Source organism: Streptomyces sp. YJ-C3, assembly GCF_053891275.1.
In genome coordinates this window covers 5243671-5262949 of sequence record NZ_CM132685.1, presented here as the reverse complement: position 1 = coordinate 5262949, position 19279 = coordinate 5243671, and the positions used below count along the sequence as shown (strand labels likewise).

The window sequence follows — 19279 nt, the reverse complement described above, 5'->3', positions numbered from 1 at the left end:
CCGTGAAGAATCTGACGCTGCATCAGAAAAGCTCTTCCGTCGGCCGGTCCGCTGCGGCATCCTGCGCGCATGCAGACGGAGCTGAGCAAGAAACTGGGGATCGAGCACGCCGTCTTCGGCTTCACGCCGTTCCCTGCGGTGGCCGCCGCCATCAGCAGGGCCGGAGGCTTCGGCGTGCTCGGCGCGGTCCGCTACACCGCACCCGAAGACCTCACCCGCGACCTGGACTGGCTGCACGCGCACGCCGACGGCCGCCCCTACGGGCTCGACGTCGTCATGCCCGCGAAGAAGGTCGAGGGCGTCACCGAGGCCGACGTCGAGGCGATGATCCCGGAAGGGCACCGCCAGTTCGTCCAGCACACCCTCGCCAAGCACGGGGTGCCCGAGCTCGCCGCGGGCGAGGCGTCCGGCTGGCGGATCACCGGCTGGATGGAACAGGTCGCCCGCAACCAACTCGACGTCGCCTTCGACTATCCGATCAAACTCCTCGCCAACGCCCTCGGTTCACCCCCGGCGGACGTCATCGCGCGCGCCCACGAGCACGACGTCCTCGTCGCCGCCCTCGCGGGCAGCGCCCGGCACGCCCGCAAGCACGCCGACGCGGGCATCGACATCGTCGTCGCCCAGGGCTACGAGGCGGGCGGCCACACCGGCGAGATCGCGTCGATGGTGCTGACCCCCGAGGCCGTCGAGGCCGTCGACCCGCTGCCGGTGCTGGCCGCGGGCGGCATCGGCAGCGGCCGGCAGATCGCGGCCGCGCTCGCGCTCGGCGCACAGGGTGTCTGGCTCGGCTCGGTCTGGCTGACCACGACGGAAGCCGACATGCACTCGCCCGCCCTCACTCGCAAACTGCTCGCCGCGGGCTCCGGTGACACAGTGCGCTCCCGCGCGCTGACCGGCAAACCGGCGCGCCAGCTGCGTACGGAGTGGACGGACGCCTGGGACGACCCGTCGGGGCCCGGCACACTGCCCATGCCGCTGCAGGGGCTGCTCGTCGCCGAGGCGGTCTCGCGGATCCAGAAGTACGAGGTGGAGCCGCTGCTCGGCACCCCGGTCGGCCAGATCGTGGGCCGGATGAACGAGGAACGCAGCGTCCAGGCGGTCTTCGACGACCTGACCCGGGATTTCGAGCGGGCCATCGACCGGGTCAACCGGATCGCGGGGAGGTAGCGCGCCGCAGGAGTGCGGTCAGGTTGTGGGGCGGGTCCGATGGGGCTTCTCGCGCGGTTCCCCGCGCCCCTGGGACGCGCAGCTTCGCTGCCGCCTCATCGAACGCCCGGAGAACCGCGCGAGAAGCCCCACCGGACCCGCACCCGGCATCGCACGGCCCCCGGCAGACGAGAAGCCGATGACCACCCACCCGCAGAAGGGACGTACCCCATGTCCGACCAGAACCCCCCGAACGGCTTCTGGGCCCAGGCCGCCGAGAATCCCGACCGCACCGTCCTGCACGCCCCGGACGGCGAGGAATGGAGCGCCGGCCGGCTCCACGCGACCGTCAACCAGATGGTGCACGGCCTGCGCGAGGCCGGGATGGAACGCGGCGACGCCTTCGCCGTGGTCCTCCCCAACGGCGTCGAGTTCTTCACCGCCTACCTCGCCGCCTCGCAGGCCGGGTTCTATCTCGTGCCCGTCAACCACCACCTGGTCGGACCGGAGATCGCCTGGATCGTCGCCGACTCCGGGGCGAAGGTGTTGATCGCCCACGAGCGCTTCGCCGAGCAGGCGCGGGCCGCCGCCGACGAGGCCGGGCTGCCCGCGACGCACCGGTACGCCGTCGGGGACGTCGACACCTTCCGTCCCTACGCCGAACTCCTCGACGGACAGCGGGAGTCGGCCCCGGACGGCCGGACGCTCGGCTGGGTCATGAACTACACGTCCGGCACGACGGGACGCCCGCGCGGCATCCGCCGCCCCCTGCAGGACAAGCTCCCCGAGGAGGCCTACCTCGGCGGATTCCTCGGGATCTTCGGCATCAAGCCGTTCGACGGCAACGTGCACCTCGTGTGCTCGCCGCTCTACCACACGGCGGTACTGCAGTTCGCGGGCGCCGCACTGAACATCGGGCACCCCGTCGTCCTCATGGACAAGTGGGCGCCCGAGGAGATGCTGCGTGTCATCGACACCCACAGGTGCACGCACACGCACATGGTGCCGACCCAGTTCCACCGCCTCCTCGCGCTCCCGCAGGAGGTCAAGGACCGCTACGACGTGACCTCCATGCGGCACGCCATCCACGGCGCCGCGCCCTGCCCCGACCACGTCAAACGCGCCATGATCGACTGGTGGGGCACCTGCGTCGAGGAGTACTACGCGGCGAGCGAGGGCGGCGGCTCCTTCGCCACCGCCGAGGACTGGCTGAAGAAACCGGGCACGGTCGGAAAGGCCTGGCCCATCAGTGAGCTGGCCGTCTTCGACGACGACGGGAACCGGCTGCCCGCCGGAGAACTCGGCACCGTCTACATGCAGATGAAGACCGGCGGATTCTCGTACCACAAGGACGAGACCAAGACGAAGAAGAACCGCATCGGCGACTTCTTCACCGTCGGTGACCTGGGCGTCCTCGACGAGGACGGCTACCTCTTCCTCCGCGACCGCAAGATCGACATGATCATTTCCGGTGGCGTCAACATCTACCCCGCCGAGATCGAGTCGGCGCTCCTGACCCATCCGGCCGTCGCCGACGCGGCCGCGTTCGGCATCCCGCACGACGACTGGGGCGAGGAGGTGAAGGCCGTGGTGGAGGTCGCCGAGGGCCGCGAGGCCGGCGACGCCCTCGCCGCCGAGATCCTCGCCCACTGCGAGACGCAGCTCGCGGGCTACAAGCGCCCCAAGAGCGTCGACTTCATCGAGACGATGCCCCGCGACCCCAACGGCAAGCTCTACAAGCGCCGGCTGCGGGACCCGTACTGGGAAGGGCGGACCCGGGCCGTCTGATCCTGGACGAGGGCGACGCGGAGCAGGCGCGGGGGAGGGGAGGCAGGGCCTCCCCTCCCGACGGGTCAGCCGCGCACCCGTACCACCTTCAGCGCGGGCGAGCGCAGGATGTCCTGCTCGCAGAAGCGCTCCGTGACCCACTTCTTCCCGGAGAAGAGGTGCGTCTGGTCGCTGTAGTGCGGCGAGTCCGGGTTCGACGACTGGGAGTACGTCAGGAGCGTGCGTGCCACCGGGCAGCGGCCGCCGTCCCAGCCGACGGCCTGGATGTAACTGGAGCCGTGCACGACCTCCGTGTAGCCGCCGCCCTTCGCGTCCCAGGTCGGCTCGACCTTGTTCCACACGCCGAGCGACTCCGTGCCGCCGTGCACCGGGATCCGCTCACCGCCGCGCACCACGAACTGGGCGTCGCCGAGCTTCGCGTCCAACGCGATGCCCGCGCCCCGCAGTTCGGCCACCGCGTCGGCGAGCGCCGTCGCGAATCCGGGCTGCCGGGTGTCGAGGGTGTTCGGCGTGCGCACCGGGTCGGCGGCCGAGAACGGCACCTTCCACAGCTTGTCCGCCGCGACGGTCGCCGTCAGCTTCCGCCAGAACCGGTCGAAGAGCAGCGCGCCCCGGCTGCCGGTGCTCATGGTCCGGTCCCAGCCTGCCAGGACCGTGCACGCCTGCGTTACGTCAACTGCCCTGCCGTCGCTGCCTGTTGCCGAGCCGCCCGGCAGCGCCGCGCACGCCTTCGCCGTGTCGGCCGCCGCCAGGTCCCCGGCCGGTACCCGGTCGGCGAACTGCTGCTTCTGCAGATCCGCGACCGTCAGCCCGCCCCGGCCGGCCATCGCCGCGACGTCCTCGACCGCGCCGCGCGTCCGCATCGAACGCTGCGTGCCGACCGTTCCGAAGACCCGCTCGTACCCGGTCAGCGGCCGGTCCGCGTTGGCCAGCCAGGCGCTGTCGTTGGAGTTCTCCGCGTACGGGGCGTCCTTGAGGACCGGCATCCGCGAGGGGCCGAAGATGCCCGGCTGCACCGCGTCCTTGTCCCTGCCGAGGGCACAGTCCCCGCGCGAACCGTCCAGCACGGCGACCCCCGACGCCGGGTAGGTGACCTTGCCGAGCGGCGTCGAGCAGCGCGCCGCCAGGTCGTCGGTGATGCGGGGCAGGACCTGTGACTGCGTGAACAGCGAGTGGCCCTTCGAGTCGGCGGCGATCGTGTTCACCCAGGGGATGCCCTGGGTGCGGCGCAGCGCCCGCAGCACGTCGTCCGTCGAGCGCGCCTTGCTGAAGCCGAGCGCGGTGTCCGAGGCCCGCATGTTGAGCGCGTTCGGGTCGCCCAGCGCGTACGCCGTCGTCGCCGTCCAGGGGAGGGGGAGCTGGGCGCCGAGCGAGGTGACGACCGGGCCGTAGCGGGTCCACCACTGCGTCCGCGTCACGTCGGCGCCGCCCCGCACCGGCACCGTCACGGTCCGCTTCGTCATCTTCTCCCGCTTGCCGTCCACCACGTACGCCGTCGGGTCGGACGGGGCGAGGGTCAGCTGGTGCAGGTTCAGGGTGACGCCCGTCGCGACGGTGTGGCTCCACGCGACGTGCGCGTTGTGGCCGATGGAGATCCCCGTGGTGCCGAGCAACGAGCCGCCCATGACGTCCAGTTCACCCGGGATCGTCTGCTGCGACTGCCAGAAGCGGCGGCCGCCCTGCCAGGGGTAGTGCGGGTTGCCGAGCAGCAGACCGCGCCCGTTCGCCGTCGTCTCGCCGCTGAACGCCACCGCGTTCGAGCCCATGTCGGAGTCGTCCTGGGAGAACAACGCGCGCGCGGCGTCCGCCAGTTCGGACTTCGACGGCGCCGCCTTCCCCTCGGCGCCGGCCGTCGGCGGCTGCGCCGCCGTGATGCCGTCGATGCCGCGTCCCTGCCCGCCGAGCACCGAGATCGCGAAACCGCGCGCCGCCACGTCCAGCGTCGTCACCGGCTTCACCCAGTCCGCGCCCTTGCACGCCGGGTCGGTGATCCGGTTCTGCTTCAGCCACGCGTTGTACCCGGCGGCCCAGCCGCGCATCGCGTCCTTGACGTCCCTGCTGGGCCCGGCCGGAGCGGGTGTGGCGAGCAGCTTCTCCACCGTGTGCGTGTCCCGCACGCCACGGAAGTACAGGTCGCTGGAGAGGTTCTTGGCCGCCGAGGAGAGCGACCCGTCGGGCGCGGCGTCCGGCCCGAACCAGCGCGAGCGCTCGCCCCGTACGGTCAGGAAACCGTCGGCGAGCGTGCACACCTGGTCCGCGGCCTGCGCCCAGCCCGTGCCGAAACCGAGGTTCGCGTAGTCCTTGGCGAGGACGTGGGGAATGCCGTACTCGGTGTAGCGGATCGTGGCGGACAGGCCGCCACCGTGCGGACGGTCGTGCCGGTCGGCCGCCGCCGAGGGCAGCGAGGCCGTGGCGGTGAGCGCGGTCAGCAGAGCGGTCCCGACGACCATGAGGCGCCGTTGTCTCAGACGGGTACGCATCGTGCTCCCAACTGCAGTGCGGACAGGGGCGGTTGAGCGTACCAATCGGTATGTCGCCTGCAGAGCGTCGTGCGCACACGTCTTGACCTGGCGTCCGACACCGCACAGGATCACGCCATGACGAGGTCACCGGCAGCCGAAGCGGCAGGCAGCACCGTCGACGGGGTCCTGCGACGCAGCGCCCGCCGCACCCCGGCGCGCGTCGCCCTGCGCTACGGGCCGCGCACCTGGACGTACGAGGAACTGGACGACGCCGTCTCGCGCGCGGCAGGCGTCCTGCGCGGCCTGGGGCTCGACCCCGGCGACCGGGTCGGCGCCTACGGGCACAACTCCGACGCGTACCTCGTCGGGTTCCTGGCCTGTGCCCGCGCGGGCCTTGTGCACGTACCCGTCAATCAGAACCTGACCGGCGACGACCTCACGTACATCGTCCGGCAGTCCGGCAGCGCGCTCGTGCTCAGCGACCCCGACCTCGCCGGCCGCCTGCCCGAGGGCGTCCGGACCCTGGCGCTGCGCGACGCGGACGACTCCCTGCTGGCGCGTCTCGCGGCGGCCACCCCCTACGACGCGCGGCAGCCGGGCGCCGACGACCTCGTCCAGCTCCTCTACACCTCCGGGACGACGGCGCTGCCCAAGGGCGCCCGGATGTCGCACCGGGCCCTCGTCCACGAGTACGTCAGCGCGATCCACGCGCTCGATCTGAAGGACACGGACCGCCCCGTCCACTCGCTGCCGCTGTACCACTCGGCGCAGATGCACGTGTTCCTGCTGCCCTACCTCGCGGTCGGCGCCACGAACACGCTGCTGGACGCCCCCGACGCCGCGCGGATCCTCGACCTGGTCGAGACGGGCGAGGCCGACAGCGTCTTCGCCCCGCCGACCGTGTGGATCGGCCTGTCCCAGCACCCCGACTTCGCGACCCGGGACCTCGGCGGGCTGCGCAAGGCGTACTACGGGGCGTCGATCATGCCGGTCCCCGTCCTGGAACGGCTGCGCGCGCGGCTCCCGGGGCTCGCCTTCTACAACTGCTTCGGGCAGAGCGAGATCGGGCCGCTCGCCACCGTCCTCGGGCCCGACGAGCACGAGGGACGGATGGACTCGTGCGGGCGGCCCGTCCTGTTCGTCGAGGCGAAGATCGTCGACGAGGACGGCAAGGACGTGCCCGACGGCACGCCCGGCGAGGTCGTCTACCGCTCCCCGCAGCTGTGCGACGGCTACTGGGACAAGCCCGAGGAGACACGGGAGGCCTTCCGCGACGGCTGGTTCCGGTCCGGTGACCTCGCCGTGCGGGACAGCGAGGGCTACTTCACCGTCGTCGACCGGGTGAAGGACGTCATCAACTCCGGTGGCGTGCTGGTCGCCTCGCGCCAGGTCGAGGACGCCCTCTACACGCATCCGGCGGTCGCGGAGACCGCCGTGATCGGCCTGCCCGACGAACGGTGGATCGAAGCGGTGACGGCCGTCGTCGTCCGTACGCGTGAGGTCACCGAGGCCGACCTGCTCGCCCACGCGCGCGAGAAGCTCCCCGGCTTCAAGGCGCCCAAGCGGGTCGTCTTCGTGGACGAACTGCCGCGCAACGCCAGCGGGAAGATCCTCAAGCGGGAGCTCAGGGACCGGTTCGCCGAGTGAGCGCCGCAGCCAGGACCTGTCCGGCGGATCGTGTCGCGGGCGCGGGGTCCGGCACAGAACGGCACGGGTCACCCGGACGCGACCTGATCCGCCGGACACGCCCTAGCGGTGGTCACGGAGGTCGACGATCCGCTTGATCTTGCCGACCGAGCGCTCCAGCGTCTCCGGATCGACGATCTCGACGGTCACCGTGACCCCGACCCCGTCCTTCATCCCCGCCGCGATGGCCCGCGCCGCGGCCGTCCGCTCGTCCGGTGTCGCGTCGGGCCGGGCCTCCGCGCGGACGGTGAGCGCGTCCATCCGGCCCTCGCGGGTCAGCCGGAGCTGGAAGTGCGGGGCCACGCCGGGCGTGCGCAGCACGATCTCCTCGACCTGCGTCGGGAACAGGTTCACCCCGCGCAGGATCACCATGTCGTCGCTGCGGCCGGTGATCTTCTCCATGCGGCGGAACGCGGGCCGTGCCGTCCCCGGCAGCAGGCGCGTCAGGTCCTTGGTCCGGTACCGGATCACCGGCATCGCCTGCTTCGTCAGGGACGTGAAGACCAGCTCGCCGGGCTCCCCGTCGGGCAGCACCGCGCCCGTGACCGGGTCGACCACCTCGGGGAAGAAGTGGTCCTCCCAGATGTGCAGCCCGTCCTTCGTCTCCACGCACTCCTGCGCGACACCGGGTCCGACGACCTCCGACAGGCCGTAGATGTCCACGGCGTCGATGCCGCACCGCTCCTCGATCTCCCGCCGCATCTCCTGCGTCCACGGCTCCGCGCCGAAGATGCCGACCTTCAGGGACGTGGACCGCGGGTCGACGCCCTGCCGCTCGAACTCGTCGAGCAGCGTCAGCATGTACGACGGCGTGACCATGATGATCTCGGGTTCCAGGTCCAGGATCAGCCGGACCTGGCGGGCCGTCATGCCGCCGGACGCCGGGATGACCGTGCAGCCCAGCCGCTCCGCGCCGTAGTGCGCGCCGAGCCCGCCCGTGAACAGGCCGTACCCGTACGCCACATGGACCTTGTGCCCGGGCCTGCCGCCCGCCGCGCGGATCGCCCGCGCCACCATGTCGGCCCACATCGACAGATCGTCCTCGGTGTACCCGACGACCGTGGGCAGACCCGTCGTCCCGCTGGAGGCGTGCAGCCGCCGCACGTCCGCCCGGTCCACCGCGAACATCCCGAACGGGTAGTTGTCCCGCAGGTCCGCCTTGGTCGTGAACGGGAACCGCGCCAGGTCCTCCAGCGCCGTGCAGTCCTCGGGGCGAACCCCCGCCTTGTCGAACGCCTCGCGGTAGAACGGCACCCGCTCGTACACCCGGCCCAGCGTGGCCCGCAGCCGCTCCAGCTGAAGCGCTCGCAGCTCCGCCGCGTCCAGGCGCTCGCCCTCGTCCCACCACTGCGTCGTCATCGACCGCACTCCCGAACTCCCGACCGATCATTCGGTTGACCTGCTGGCCGTCAGTAATTCAAGACGGAGCCGCCCGCGTCAAGACATACGACGGGACGTGTTGGCCCGAGCCGTCGACAAAGGCGTTGTCGCGGGCCCGCCCGCCTGTGATGATCACGCCATGTTCACGTTCAGCGCGCCGGACGGCACCGAACTGGTCTGTCACGTACGCGGGTCGGGCCCGCCGCTGGTCTGCCTGCCCGGCGGGCCGATGCGCGCGTCCGAGTACCTCGGGGACCTGGGCGGACTCACCGCTCACCGCACTTTGTACCTCCTCGATCTGCGCGGCACCGGGCAGTCCGCGGTGCCGGCCGACGAGGCGACGTACCGCTGCGACCGGCAGGTCGCCGACGTCGAGGCGCTCCGCGCCCACCTCGGATTCGAGCGGATGGACCTCCTGGCCCACTCGGCGGGCGGCAACCTCGCCGCCCTGTACGCGGCCCGGTACCCGGAGCGGATCGCGCGGCTCGTCCAGGTCACCTCCTCGCAGTGGGCCCTGGGCCTGCGGGCGAGCCTGGCGGACCGGCGCGCCGCCGCGCAGCTGAGGCGCCACGAGACATGGTTCGAGGCCGCGTACGTGGAGTACGAGAAGATGCTCGCCGGCCGGGACGACGCCGACTACCTCTACGACGCGTTCTTCTACGGACGGTGGGACGAGCGCGCCCAGGCGCACGCGGCCCGCACCGACGACCAGAGCAACGAACGCGCCGAGGTGCGCTACGGCGCCGAAGGCGCCTACGACCCGCCCGCGACGCGCGCGGCCCTGACCCGGCTCGACGCCCCGGTGCTGCTGCTCGCCGGTGAACTGGACGGAGGCCCGCGCCCCGGGCTCGCGCGGCAGGCCGCGGAGTGCTACCCGCGGGGCCGCGTCGTGGTGCAGCCGGGCGCCGCGCACTTCCCCTGGCTGGACGACGAGGAGTTCTTCGTGGCGCGGGTGGCCGAGTTCCTGGCCGGCTGACGGGCCGGGCCGGCCGTCACCGCGTCGGCTACCCGGCCGCCCCCAGAACGTACGGAGTGGTCGTGCCCAGTGCCACGAACCCCAGCCGTTCCAGAATGGGCCTGCTGTACGACGAGGCGTCGACGTGGACGTACGAGAACCCGCGCTCGGCGGCGATCCGCACCCGGAACGCGACGAGCGCCCGGTAGATGCCGCGCCCGCGCCACTCGGGCACGGTGCCCCCGCCCCACAGGCTCGCGAAGTCCGTGCCCTCGTGCAGTTCCAGGCGGGCCGCGCTGACCGGCTCGTCGCCGTGCAGCGCGACCACGGCCGGGACGGTCCCCGGATCGTGGGCGAGCTGCTGCCGCACCTGGTGCCCGATCGAGGACCGGCCGCTGTCGAAGGCCCGCTCGTGCACCCGCTCGACCAGCCCGACCTGGGCCTCCTCGGTGACGGGCAGCAGCCGGATCCCGTCCGGCGGCGCGACGCCGAGGGGCAGCCCGGCCGTCTCCGCCACGAGCAGGGTCTCCGTCTCCTCGGCCACGAACCCGGCGGCGGTCAGCTGTGCCCCCAGGTCGCCGGGCAGGTCGTGCCCGTACGCCTTCCACTCGGCCTCGACGCCCAACCCGCGGTAGAACCGCACCTGTTCGGCGATGGCCGCGTCCGCGCCCGCCGCGTCGAGCCCCGACCACAGCACCCCGTTCCACCCCGCGCCGGGCCCGACCTGCCGGACGACATCGCCGACCCGCTCGACCCGCGCCCCCGGCTCGTCCGGCCGCGCCGCACGCCGCAGCTGCCGGTCGAACAGGGCCAGCACCGCTTCTTGATCCATCCGGCCACTTCAGCAGCGGGCCCGTCGCTCGGCAACTGCATGAGAGCGGGCGGCCCGCGCCGGACCTGCTGTCACTGCGCCGATTCGGCCGCTACGGTCCGCGCCCACCGGTAGTCCGCCTTGCCGCTCGGTGACCGCTGGATGCGGTCCGTCACGATCAGCTGGCGCGGGATCTTGTAGCCCGCCAGATGGCTGCGGCAGTGGGTCTGGAGGGCGTCCAGGGTGAGGGCGGGGGCGCCGGCTCTCAGCTGGACGACGGCGGCCACATGGTTGCCCCACTTCTCGTCCGGCACGCCGGCCACCAGCGCGTCGTAGACGTCAGGGTGGGACTTCAGGGCCTGCTCGACCTCTTCCGGATAGACCTTCTCGCCGCCGGTGTTGATGCACTGGGAGCCGCGGCCGAGCACGGTGACGATGCCCTCCTCGTCCACCGTCGCCATGTCACCGAGCAGCACCCAGCGCTCGTCGCCCTTCTGGAAGAACGTCTCCGAGGTCTTCTTCGGGTCGTTGTAGTAGCCCAGCGGGACATGGCCGCGCTGCGCGAGGCGGCCCACCTCGCCGACGGCCACCGGGTCGTACGTCGCCGGATCCACCACCTGCGTACGGGCGTTGACCCGCAGCCGGAAGCCCTGGCCGGCGCCCGAGTCGTCCGTCGCGGTGCCGTTGAAGCCGGACTCCGACGAACCGAAGTTGTTGAGCAGCATCACGTTCGGGACCAGCGCCTGGAACTGGGCGCGCACCGTGTCCGACATGATCGCGCCCGAGGACGAGACGCTGAACATCGCCGAGCAGTCCGTACCCTTCAGCGGTCCGTTCAGCGCGTCGATGAGCGGGCGCAGCATCGCGTCGCCCACCAGCGACATGCTCGTCACCTTCTCCTTCTCGATCGTGCGCAGCACCTCCTCCGGCACGAACTTGCGGTGGATGACGATGCGTTGGCCGAAGTTGAAGCCGATGAAGGCCGTGAGGGTGGACGTGCCGTGCATCAGCGGGGGAGTGGGGAAGAAAGTGATGCCGTCGCCGCCCGCGGCCACCCGCTCGGCCAGTTCCGCCGGGCGCGACACCGGCTCGCCCGTCGGTGCGCCGCCGCCCAACCCCGAGAAGAACAGGTCCTCCTGACGCCACATCACGCCCTTGGGCATGCCCGTCGTGCCGCCGGTGTAGATGATGAACTGGTCGTCCGGCGAGCGCGGCGCGAACCCGCGCTCGGGCGACGCGGTCGCCTCGGCCTCGGTGAAGTCCACGGCCTTGAGCGGCGGCGTGTCCGCCGCCGGGGTCCCCACCCGCACCAGGTGCCGCAGCTTCTCCGTCCGCGGCAGCGCCGCCGCCACGCGCTCGGTGAACTCCGCGTCGAAGACCAGGGCGGCCAGATCGGCGTCCCGGTAGAGGTAGACCAACTCCTCCTCGACGTAGCGGTAGTTGACGTTGACCGGGACCACCCGCGCCTTGAGGCAGCCCAGCACCGTCTGCAGGTACTCGATGCCGTTGTAGAGGTGCAGCCCGAGGTGCTCGCCGGGGCGCAGCCCGCTGTCGATCAGATGGTGGGCGATGCGGTTGGCCGCCGCGTCGAGCTGTGCGTACGTCAGCCTGCGCTCCGCACCCGTGCCGGGGTGGTCGACGTAGACGAGTGCCTCGCGGTCGGGGACCACGTCGACGACCGACTCGAACAGGTCGGCAAGGTTGTACTCCACCGCTCCTCCTGACCCTGGCGTCATCTCGTGTGGCCGTCATCAGAGCAGAGGCGGATGGAAGGGGGAAGGGGCCCCGCACAAGAAATCTGACTGAGTGTCAGAAAACTCTTGAACTGGCCCGCGCCCTCCTGCAACCTGTTCTGGTCCCAGGGGTCTTGAGGCGTCAGCCGACTGGAGGGCAGTCATGGGTGGGACCGAACATCTCGACGTGCGGCGCGAAGGCGCGACGCTCGTGCTCACGCTCAACCGGCCCGAGGCCAAGAACGCGCTGTCCCTGCCGATGCTCGTCGGCCTGTACGACGGCTGGCTGGAGGCCGACGCCGACGACACGGTCCGCTCCGTCGTGCTCACCGGCGCCGGCGGATCGTTCTGCGCGGGCATGGACCTCAAGGCGCTGGCCGGAAAGGGCATGGACGGCGAGCAGTACCGCGACCGCATGAAAGCCGATCCGGACCTGCACTGGAAGGCGATGCTGCGCCACCACCGCCCGCGCAAACCGGTGATCGCGGCGGTGGAGGGCCACTGCGTCGCGGGCGGCACGGAGATCCTCCAGGGCACCGACATCCGGGTCGCGGGGGAGTCGGCGACGTTCGGCCTGTTCGAGGTGAAGCGCGGCCTGTTCCCCATCGGCGGCTCGACGGTCCGCCTGCCGCGCCAGATCCCGCGCACGCACGCGCTGGAGATGCTGCTGACCGGCCGTCCGTACCCGGCGGCCGAGGCGGCGGCGATCGGCCTGGTGGGCCGGGTGGTGCCGGACGGCACGGCCCTGGACGCGGCGCTGGAGATCGCCGAGCGGATCAACGCGTGCGGGCCACTGGCCGTGGAGGCCGTGAAGGCGTCGGTGTACGAGGCCGCCGAGCTGACGGAGGCGGACGGTCTGGCCGCCGAGCTGAAGCGGGGGTGGCCGGTCTTCGACACGGCCGATGCGAAGGAAGGTGCGCGTGCCTTTGCGGAGAAGAGGCCGCCTGTGTACCGGCGGGAGTAGAGGTTCCCCGAACTGGCCGTGCCGTTCGGTCACGCGTCTGCCGGGTGTCTGTGCGGTGCCGGGCGCGGAGCCGGTGGGGCCGATCGCGCAGTTCCCCGCGCCCCTGAGGCATGCGGCTCCGCTGCCGCCTCATGAGGGTGCGCACGCAACATGCCGCTCCCGGCACCGCACAGCAACCAGGCGGACGAGCCCCCGCCCCCAACCCCCTGCACGTCTGAAGGAGCCCAGATGACAACCACGCCCCGACCGGAGGTACTCCGCGCACCGTTGGTCGTGGAGTTCCCCTTCACCCGTTCCCTCGGACCCGTCCAGAGCGCCTTCCTCACCGGTCTGCGCGAGCGCACGGTCCTCGGCGTCCGCACCGCCGGCGGCAGCGTCCTCGTGCCGCCGGTCGAGTACGACCCCGTCACCGCCGACGAGATCCGCGACCTGGTCGAGGTGGGCACCTCCGGCACCGTCACCACGTGGGCCTGGAACCCCGAGCCCCGCCGCGGCCAGCCCCTCGACACGCCCTTCGCCTGGGTGCTGGTCAGGCTGGACGGCGCCGACGCCGCTGTGCTGCACGCCCTCGACGCCCCCGGCCCGGACGCCGTCCACACCGGTCAGCGCGTCCGCATCCGCTGGGCCGAGGAGCGGGTCGGCGCCATCACGGACATCGCCTGCTTCGAACCGGACGACGACAGCACCGCCGCAGACCCTCAAGTAGCCCCTCACACAGGGCAGTTCGAGGACCAGGTGACCGGTATCGTCGCGCAGGCCCGCCTCGACTACACCTACAGCCCGGGCGGCGCCCAGAGCCGGTACATCAACGCCCTCGCGGACAACCGCACCGTCGGCGAACGCTGCCCCTCCTGCCGCAAGGTCTACGTCCCGCCCCGCGGCGCCTGCCCCACCTGCGGCGTCGCCACCACCGAGCAGGTGGAGGTCGGCCCGGCCGGCACCGTCACCACGTACTGCATCGTCAACGTCAAGGCCAAGAACCTCGACATCGAACTGCCCTACGTCTACGCGCACATCGCGCTCGACGGCGCCGACCTCGCCCTGCACGGGCGCATCGCCGGGATCCCCTACGACCAGGTCCGGATGGGGCTGCGCGTCGAACCGGTGTGGAGCGAGGGCGGGCGCTACCCCGACCACTACCGGCCGACCGGCGAACCGGACGCCGACTACGACACGTACAAGGAGCTGATCTGAATGCGGCCGCCGATCCGGGACATCGCCGTCGTCGCCTTCGGGCAGACCGACCACCGGCGCACCACCGACGAACAGTCGGAGGTGGAGATGCTCATGCCCGTCCTGCACGACGTGCTCGACACCACGGGCCTGAAGACCAGTGACATCGGCTTCACCTGCTCGGGGTCGAGCGACTACCTCGCCGGGCGGGCCTTCTCCTTCACCATGGCGCTCGACGGCGTCGGCGCCTGGCCGCCGATCTCCGAGTCGCACGTGGAGATGGACGGCGCGTGGGCGCTGTACGAGGCGTGGACCAAGCTGCTGACCGGCGACGCCGACACCGCGCTCGTCTACTCCTACGGGAAGTCCTCGCCCGGTTCGGTGCGCGACGTGCTGACCCGGCAGCTCGACCCGTACTACGTCGCCCCGCTGTGGCCCGACTCCGTCGCGCTCGCCGCGCTCCAGGCGCAGGCCCTGATCGACGCGGGCGAGACCGACGAGCCCGCCCTCGCCGGGGTCGCCGCCCGCAGCCGCCGGGCCGCCGGGGCCAACCCGCACGCCCAGGTGCGCGGCGCCGACGTGGCCCACGGTGACTACGTCGTGCATCCGCTGCGCACCGGGGACTGCCCGCCCATCGGGGACGGGGCCGCCGCCGTGATCCTCGCCGCGGGCGACCGGGCCAGGGAGCTGTGCGAGCAGCCCGCCTGGATCCGTGGCATCGACCACCGGATCGAGGCCCACTCCCTCGGCGTGCGCGACCTCACCGACTCGCCGTCGACACGGCTCGCCGCCGAGAACGCGGGTGCCTTCGAACGGCCCGCGGACACCGCCGAGCTGCACGCCCCGTTCACCTCGCAGGAAGTCGTCCTGCGCAAGGCGCTGCGGCTCGGCGAGGACGTCGCCGTCAACCCGTCGGGCGGCGCCCTCGCCGCCAACCCGATCATGGCCGCCGGACTGATCCGCATCGGCGAGGCCGCCGCCCGCATCCACCGCGGCGCCTCCCACCGGGCGTTCGCCCACGCCACGTCCGGGCCCTGCCTGCAGCAGAACCTGGTCGCCGTACTCGAAGGGGAGGACCAGCGATGAGCACCACAGCCAAGGAGCCCGTGGCCGTCGTCGGGATCGGGCAGACCAAGCACGTGGCGGCCCGTCGCGACGTGTCGATCGCCGGGCTCGTCCGCGAAGCGGCCCAAAAGGCACTCGAAGACGCCGAGTTGACGTGGGCGGACATCGACGCCGTCGTCATCGGCAAGGCGCCCGACTTCTTCGAGGGCGTCATGATGCCGGAGCTGTACCTCGCCGACGCGCTCGGTGCCGTCGGCAAACCGATGCTGCGCGTGCACACCGCCGGGTCCGTCGGCGGCTCGACCGCGCTCGTCGCCACCAACCTCATCGCGGGGCGCGTCCACGGCACGGTCCTCACCCTCGCCTTCGAAAAGCAGTCCGAGTCGAACGCGATGTGGGGTCTCTCCCTGCCCATCCCGTTCCAGCAGCCCCTGCTGGCCGGGGCCGGCGGCTTCTTCGCCCCGCACGTACGGGCCTACATGCGGCGCACGGGCGCGCCCGACAGCGTCGGATCCCTCGTCGCGTACAAGGACCGGCGCAACGCCCTGAAGAACCCCTACGCCCATCTCCACGAGCACGACATCACGCTGGAGAAGGTCCAGGCGTCGCCCATGCTCTGGGACCCCATCCGTTACTCCGAGACCTGCCCGTCCTCCGACGGCGCCTGCGCGATGATCCTCACCGACCGTGCGGGAGCGGCCCGTTCACCCCGCCCGCCGGCCTGGCTGCTCGGCGGCGCCATGCGCAGTGAGCCGACCCTCTTCGCGGGCAAGGACTTCGTGTCACCGCAGGCCGGCAAGGACTGCGCCGCCGACGTGTACCGGCAGGCGGGCATCGCCGACCCGCGCCGGGAGATCGACGCCGTCGAGATGTACGTGCCGTTCTCCTGGTACGAGCCGATGTGGCTGGAGAACCTGGGCTTCGCCGACGAAGGCGAGGGCTGGAAGCTCACCGAGTCGGGCGTGACCGAACTGGACGGCGACCTGCCCGTGAACATGTCGGGCGGCGTCCTGTCCACCAACCCCATCGGTGCCTCCGGCATGATCCGCTTCGCCGAAGCCGCCCTGCAAGTACGCGGCCAGGCCGGGGAGCACCAGGTCGACGGCGCCCGGAAGGTGCTCGGGCACGCCTACGGAGGCGGGTCGCAGTTCTTCGCCATGTGGCTCGTCGGTGCCGAGCCGCCCACCGGTTGATCGCCCGATGAACGATCGCCACCTTCGTGGCCTGTGCGGGGTCCGAACCGATCGCTAGGCTGGCGCACGGACGACGAACCGGGAGGAGCACGGACGTGGCCGAGAGCACCGTCGACCAGCACCCGCTCATGGGGTGGGACAAGCCGGACCTGGACCTGAGCGGGGCGGACTGGCGCTCCAGCAGCAGGGGTCTGGGCGATGTCCAGATCGCCTTCGTGGAGGGATTCATCGCGATGCGCAACAGCGGGAGCCCGGAGAGCCCCTCGCTGATCTTCACGCCGGACGAGTGGGGAGCGTTCGTCCTCGGTGCCCGCGAGGGCGAGTTCGACCTGACCTAGAGGTGCGCGGGAAGGGGCGGCGCACCTGGGGAGCCATGACGGACGCGCCGTTTTCCCGCCCGGTTTCCGACACGTGACCTTCGGCCCTGTCCTGTGGCTCTTGTGTGCGCGAGCCTGGCCACAGGAACAGCCGGTCAATGAGGGCACCGTCAGCGTGCCCGGTGTCGGAGGCGAACCACTCATGAGCACGCCGCAGCCCCTGCCCGTCGTCGCCGCGGTCGACGGGTCCGACGACAGCAAGCGCGCCCTGGAATGGGCGCTCGCCGAGGCGGCCCGACGCGGTGCCGACCTGCGCATCGTGCATGTGCGGCAGTACGCGCCCTACCTCCAGCCCGCCGTACTCGTCGCCGGGCCCGAGGAACCCGCCGACGACTCCGTCGTCGGGGACGTACGCACGGCACTGGAGGGACGCGAGGGGCTGCCGCCCCTGGAGTTCATCAGCCGTGACGGGCTGCCCGCAGCGGTGCTGCCCGAGATTAGCGCCGAGGCCCAGCTCCTGGTGCTCGGCTCACGCGGCCGTGGCGGCTTCGCCAGCCTGCTGCTCGGCTCGAACGGGGTGGCCGCAGCCCGCGACGCCGCCTGCCCCGTCGTCGTGGTGCCGCCACCGGGCCGCGAGGTGCACGGCGACACCCCCGTGCCGCCCGGCCCGCGCGTCGTCGTCGGCCTGCAGACCGACGACCCGGACGAGACCACGCTGCGCTTCGCCTTCGAGCACGCAGCGCGGACGGGCGCCCGGCTGCAGATCGTCGCCGCCTACCCGTGGCCGGTCCTCGCCTGGTCCGCGTTCGGCGACTTCACGCCGACCACGGTGGACCAGGAGGCCGCCGAGCGGGAGACGCTGAATCTGGCCAACGACGCCGTCGCCGCCCAGCGGAAGTCTCACCCTGAGGTCGACGTCGAGCTGTACGTCGCGCCCGGCGACGCGGCGGGCCACCTCGTCGAGAACTCGCGGGAGGCCGACCTGGTCGTCGTCGGCCGTCACCGCCGCCGCCTCACCCGTCCCGCTCCCATGCTCGGCTCGGTCACCCACGCCGTACTGCTGCACGCGGCGAGCCCGGTCGCGGTCGTGCCGCCGGCCGGGCAGGACGAGGACTGAGCGGACGGGGGCTCGGACCACGGGAGGCTCAGCGCAGTACGACGCACCCGCGCCCGGTCAGCTCGTCGAGCAGGCCGGGCGCGACGCGTACGTCGTTCCAGCGCAGGTCGAGCTTCTCCAGCGCGGGCAGCCCGGCCACCCACGCGGGCAGGTCCCGCAGCCGGTTGCCGCGCAGATCGAGCCGGCGCAGCGAGGGCAGGTCGCGCAGCGCCTCCGGGACGGTGGCGAAGGCGTTGTCCCGGAGTTCCAGTTCCCGCAGTTCCCGCAGATGCCGGACCGGCGCGGGCAGATCCGTGAGCCGGTTGCCGCGCAGCCACAACTCCCGCAGCGCGGCGAGCGCGCCGACGCTGTCGGGCAGCGCGGTCAGCCGGTTGTGCTGGGCGCGCAGTTCGACGAGGCCGGCCAGCGCGCCCAGTGTCGCGGGCAGTGACGTCAGCCGGTTCTCGCCCACGTTGAGATAGCCGAGCCGGTCGAGGGCGCCGAGCGTGTCGGGCAGCCCGGTGAGCCGGTTGTCGTGCAGATACAGGAACCGGGTCAGGCCGGTGAGGTCGCCGAGTCGCGCGGGCACCGAGGTCAGCCGGTTGTGGCCGAGGTCCAGGGTGTGCAGGCGCGTCAGGGTGCCGATGCGGTCGGGTACGTGCGTGAGCCGGTTGTCGGGCAGCAGCAGCACTTCGAGTGCGGGATGGCTCCACACCTCCTCCGGCAGGGCCTCCAGACCCGCCCGCCAGTACGTGAGCGTGCCGTCCCGCATGGTCCCCTCCCGATGCACCCCACCGCCCGTGCTAATGGTTGACGGGGAACCTATCATTAGGGTCATGCGTGACATCAGCACGGCCGGCCCCGACGGCACCCGGCTCGTCCTCGACCTCGCCCTCACCATCCGGCACGACGGGAACGGCGGCGTGGCCGACGACCTCCTCGCGCCCGACGGCCTCACCGCATGGGTGCGCGCACACTCCGCCACGCTGCCCCTGGACCCGGACTTCACCGGCGACGAGGAGACCCTGCGACAGGTCCGTGAGGTGCGGGCCGCCGTGCGCGCCCTGTTCGCGCGCGCCGTCCGCCCGGGGGAGCCCAGCCCGGCCGACGCGCGCCGCCTGCTCCCCGTCCCCGAGGCCCTGACCCGCCTGAACACGGCGGCCGCACGCGTGCCCACCGTCCCCGTCCTGCACTGGCCCGACGGGGACGACGCCCCGAGCGTGCGGGAGACGGCCACCGCCGACGCACCCGGGGCCGACCTGCTCACCGCGGCGCTCGCCCGCGCGGCACTCACCTTCCTCACCGGCGCCGACCGGCAGCGGCTGCGCGCCTGCCACGCGCCGCGCTGCGTGCGGTACTTCCTCAAGGAACACCCGCGCCAGGAGTGGTGCAAGCCGTCCTGCGGGAACCGGGCCCGAGTGGCCCGTCACCACGAGCGGCACAACTCCCTGACGCAGAGCGCCACATGACACTCCTGCCGGAACTGTTCGGCGTAGGCTGACAGATC

At 72.1% G+C, this 19279-nt stretch carries 16 protein-coding genes; 11 read left to right on the top strand and 5 right to left on the bottom strand.

Annotated features, from left to right (window positions below; all coding sequences use genetic code 11):
- Nucleotides 1–69: 69 nt before the first annotated feature.
- Together ACVHNB_RS23460 and ACVHNB_RS23455 are read left to right on the top strand one after the other, a co-directional pair.
- The gene (locus ACVHNB_RS23460) at nucleotides 70–1170 is read left to right on the top strand and encodes an NAD(P)H-dependent flavin oxidoreductase (RefSeq protein ID WP_456225794.1); all 1101 of its coding nucleotides are present in this window, start codon (nucleotides 70–72) and stop codon (nucleotides 1168–1170) included.
- Between the two features lie 210 nt (nucleotides 1171–1380).
- The gene (locus ACVHNB_RS23455) at nucleotides 1381–2937 is read left to right on the top strand and encodes an acyl-CoA synthetase (RefSeq protein ID WP_456225793.1); all 1557 of its coding nucleotides are present in this window, start codon (nucleotides 1381–1383) and stop codon (nucleotides 2935–2937) included.
- A 65-nt stretch (nucleotides 2938–3002) separates the two neighbouring features.
- Here the strand turns inward: ACVHNB_RS23455 and ACVHNB_RS23450 are convergent, their stop codons facing one another.
- Nucleotides 3003–5417, bottom strand: a complete 2415-nt coding sequence (locus tag ACVHNB_RS23450; protein ID WP_456225792.1) for a penicillin acylase family protein — start codon at nucleotides 5415–5417, stop codon at nucleotides 3003–3005.
- A 117-nt stretch (nucleotides 5418–5534) separates the two neighbouring features.
- Between ACVHNB_RS23450 and ACVHNB_RS23445 the strand changes: the two genes are divergently transcribed.
- Nucleotides 5535–7046 (top strand): acyl-CoA synthetase, encoded by a 1512-nt coding sequence (locus tag ACVHNB_RS23445; RefSeq protein WP_456225791.1) that lies wholly within the window; start codon nucleotides 5535–5537, stop codon nucleotides 7044–7046.
- A 102-nt stretch (nucleotides 7047–7148) separates the two neighbouring features.
- Here ACVHNB_RS23445 and paaK read toward each other — a convergent pair whose 3' ends face one another.
- On the bottom strand, nucleotides 7149–8444 hold the full coding sequence (paaK, locus tag ACVHNB_RS23440) for a phenylacetate--CoA ligase PaaK (protein ID WP_456225790.1): 1296 nt from the start codon (nucleotides 8442–8444) through the stop codon (nucleotides 7149–7151).
- A 160-nt stretch (nucleotides 8445–8604) separates the two neighbouring features.
- Between paaK and ACVHNB_RS23435 the strand changes: the two genes are divergently transcribed.
- On the top strand, nucleotides 8605–9441 hold the full coding sequence (locus ACVHNB_RS23435; protein ID WP_428956726.1) for an alpha/beta fold hydrolase: 837 nt from the start codon (nucleotides 8605–8607) through the stop codon (nucleotides 9439–9441).
- A gap of 28 nt (nucleotides 9442–9469) precedes the next feature.
- Here ACVHNB_RS23435 and ACVHNB_RS23430 read toward each other — a convergent pair whose 3' ends face one another.
- Together ACVHNB_RS23430 and ACVHNB_RS23425 are read right to left on the bottom strand one after the other, a co-directional pair.
- Nucleotides 9470–10252, bottom strand: coding sequence for a GNAT family N-acetyltransferase (locus ACVHNB_RS23430; RefSeq protein ID WP_456225789.1), 783 nt, complete (start codon nucleotides 10250–10252; stop codon nucleotides 9470–9472).
- Nucleotides 10253–10323: 71 nt separating this feature from the next.
- A complete protein-coding gene (locus ACVHNB_RS23425) occupies nucleotides 10324–11943 on the bottom strand; it encodes an acyl-CoA synthetase (protein WP_456225788.1) in 1620 nt (539 codons plus the stop codon).
- Between the two features lie 184 nt (nucleotides 11944–12127).
- On the opposite strand from ACVHNB_RS23425, the gene ACVHNB_RS23420 reads away from it, so the two are divergent.
- The 6 genes from ACVHNB_RS23420 (at nucleotide 12128) to ACVHNB_RS23395 (ending at nucleotide 17793) form a co-directional block, all read left to right on the top strand.
- Complete coding sequence (locus tag ACVHNB_RS23420) at nucleotides 12128–12928, top strand: crotonase/enoyl-CoA hydratase family protein (RefSeq protein WP_456225787.1); 801 nt, start codon at nucleotides 12128–12130, stop codon at nucleotides 12926–12928.
- 228 nt (nucleotides 12929–13156) lie between these two features.
- Nucleotides 13157–14122: a Zn-ribbon domain-containing OB-fold protein gene (locus ACVHNB_RS23415; protein WP_456225786.1), complete on the top strand. Its 966-nt coding sequence runs from the start codon at nucleotides 13157–13159 to the stop codon at nucleotides 14120–14122.
- The gene (locus ACVHNB_RS23410) at nucleotides 14123–15187 is read left to right on the top strand and encodes a thiolase domain-containing protein (RefSeq protein WP_456225785.1); all 1065 of its coding nucleotides are present in this window, start codon (nucleotides 14123–14125) and stop codon (nucleotides 15185–15187) included.
- On the top strand, nucleotides 15184–16359 hold the full coding sequence (locus ACVHNB_RS23405) for a thiolase domain-containing protein (RefSeq protein ID WP_428956732.1): 1176 nt from the start codon (nucleotides 15184–15186) through the stop codon (nucleotides 16357–16359). The genes ACVHNB_RS23410 and ACVHNB_RS23405 overlap by 4 nt, the downstream gene beginning before the upstream one ends.
- 95 nt (nucleotides 16360–16454) lie before the next feature.
- Nucleotides 16455–16697: a DUF397 domain-containing protein gene (locus ACVHNB_RS23400; RefSeq protein WP_428956733.1), complete on the top strand. Its 243-nt coding sequence runs from the start codon at nucleotides 16455–16457 to the stop codon at nucleotides 16695–16697.
- Nucleotides 16698–16878: 181 nt separating this feature from the next.
- Nucleotides 16879–17793 carry a universal stress protein gene (locus ACVHNB_RS23395; RefSeq protein WP_456225784.1) on the top strand — a complete coding sequence of 305 codons (915 nt, stop codon included), beginning with the start codon at nucleotides 16879–16881 and terminating at the stop codon, nucleotides 17791–17793.
- 28 nt (nucleotides 17794–17821) lie between these two features.
- On the opposite strand, the gene ACVHNB_RS23390 is transcribed toward ACVHNB_RS23395, so the two are convergent.
- A complete protein-coding gene (locus ACVHNB_RS23390) occupies nucleotides 17822–18544 on the bottom strand; it encodes a leucine-rich repeat domain-containing protein (RefSeq protein WP_456225783.1) in 723 nt (240 codons plus the stop codon).
- A gap of 64 nt (nucleotides 18545–18608) precedes the next feature.
- Between ACVHNB_RS23390 and ACVHNB_RS23385 the strand changes: the two genes are divergently transcribed.
- On the top strand, nucleotides 18609–19241 hold the full coding sequence (locus tag ACVHNB_RS23385) for a CGNR zinc finger domain-containing protein (RefSeq protein WP_428956736.1): 633 nt from the start codon (nucleotides 18609–18611) through the stop codon (nucleotides 19239–19241).
- The last annotated feature ends 38 nt before the right edge of the window (nucleotides 19242–19279 follow it).

Excerpts from the sequence above, each read along its gene's own strand:
- ACVHNB_RS23460 (WP_456225794.1), top strand. The coding sequence starts at position 70 with ATGCAGACGGAGCTGAGCAAGAAACTGGGGATCGAGCACGCCGTCTTC.
- ACVHNB_RS23455 (WP_456225793.1), top strand. The coding sequence starts at position 1,381 with ATGTCCGACCAGAACCCCCCGAACGGCTTCTGGGCCCAGGCCGCCGAG.
- ACVHNB_RS23450 (WP_456225792.1), bottom strand. The coding sequence starts at position 5,417 with ATGCGTACCCGTCTGAGACAACGGCGCCTCATGGTCGTCGGGACCGCT.
- ACVHNB_RS23445 (WP_456225791.1), top strand. The coding sequence starts at position 5,535 with ATGACGAGGTCACCGGCAGCCGAAGCGGCAGGCAGCACCGTCGACGGG.
- paaK (WP_456225790.1), bottom strand. The coding sequence starts at position 8,444 with ATGACGACGCAGTGGTGGGACGAGGGCGAGCGCCTGGACGCGGCGGAG.
- ACVHNB_RS23435 (WP_428956726.1), top strand. The coding sequence starts at position 8,605 with ATGTTCACGTTCAGCGCGCCGGACGGCACCGAACTGGTCTGTCACGTA.
- ACVHNB_RS23430 (WP_456225789.1), bottom strand. The coding sequence starts at position 10,252 with ATGGATCAAGAAGCGGTGCTGGCCCTGTTCGACCGGCAGCTGCGGCGT.
- ACVHNB_RS23420 (WP_456225787.1), top strand. The coding sequence starts at position 12,128 with ATGGGTGGGACCGAACATCTCGACGTGCGGCGCGAAGGCGCGACGCTC.
- ACVHNB_RS23415 (WP_456225786.1), top strand. The coding sequence starts at position 13,157 with ATGACAACCACGCCCCGACCGGAGGTACTCCGCGCACCGTTGGTCGTG.
- ACVHNB_RS23410 (WP_456225785.1), top strand. The coding sequence starts at position 14,123 with ATGCGGCCGCCGATCCGGGACATCGCCGTCGTCGCCTTCGGGCAGACC.
- ACVHNB_RS23405 (WP_428956732.1), top strand. The coding sequence starts at position 15,184 with ATGAGCACCACAGCCAAGGAGCCCGTGGCCGTCGTCGGGATCGGGCAG.
- ACVHNB_RS23395 (WP_456225784.1), top strand. The coding sequence starts at position 16,879 with ATGAGCACGCCGCAGCCCCTGCCCGTCGTCGCCGCGGTCGACGGGTCC.
- ACVHNB_RS23390 (WP_456225783.1), bottom strand. The coding sequence starts at position 18,544 with ATGCGGGACGGCACGCTCACGTACTGGCGGGCGGGTCTGGAGGCCCTG.
- ACVHNB_RS23385 (WP_428956736.1), top strand. The coding sequence starts at position 18,609 with ATGCGTGACATCAGCACGGCCGGCCCCGACGGCACCCGGCTCGTCCTC.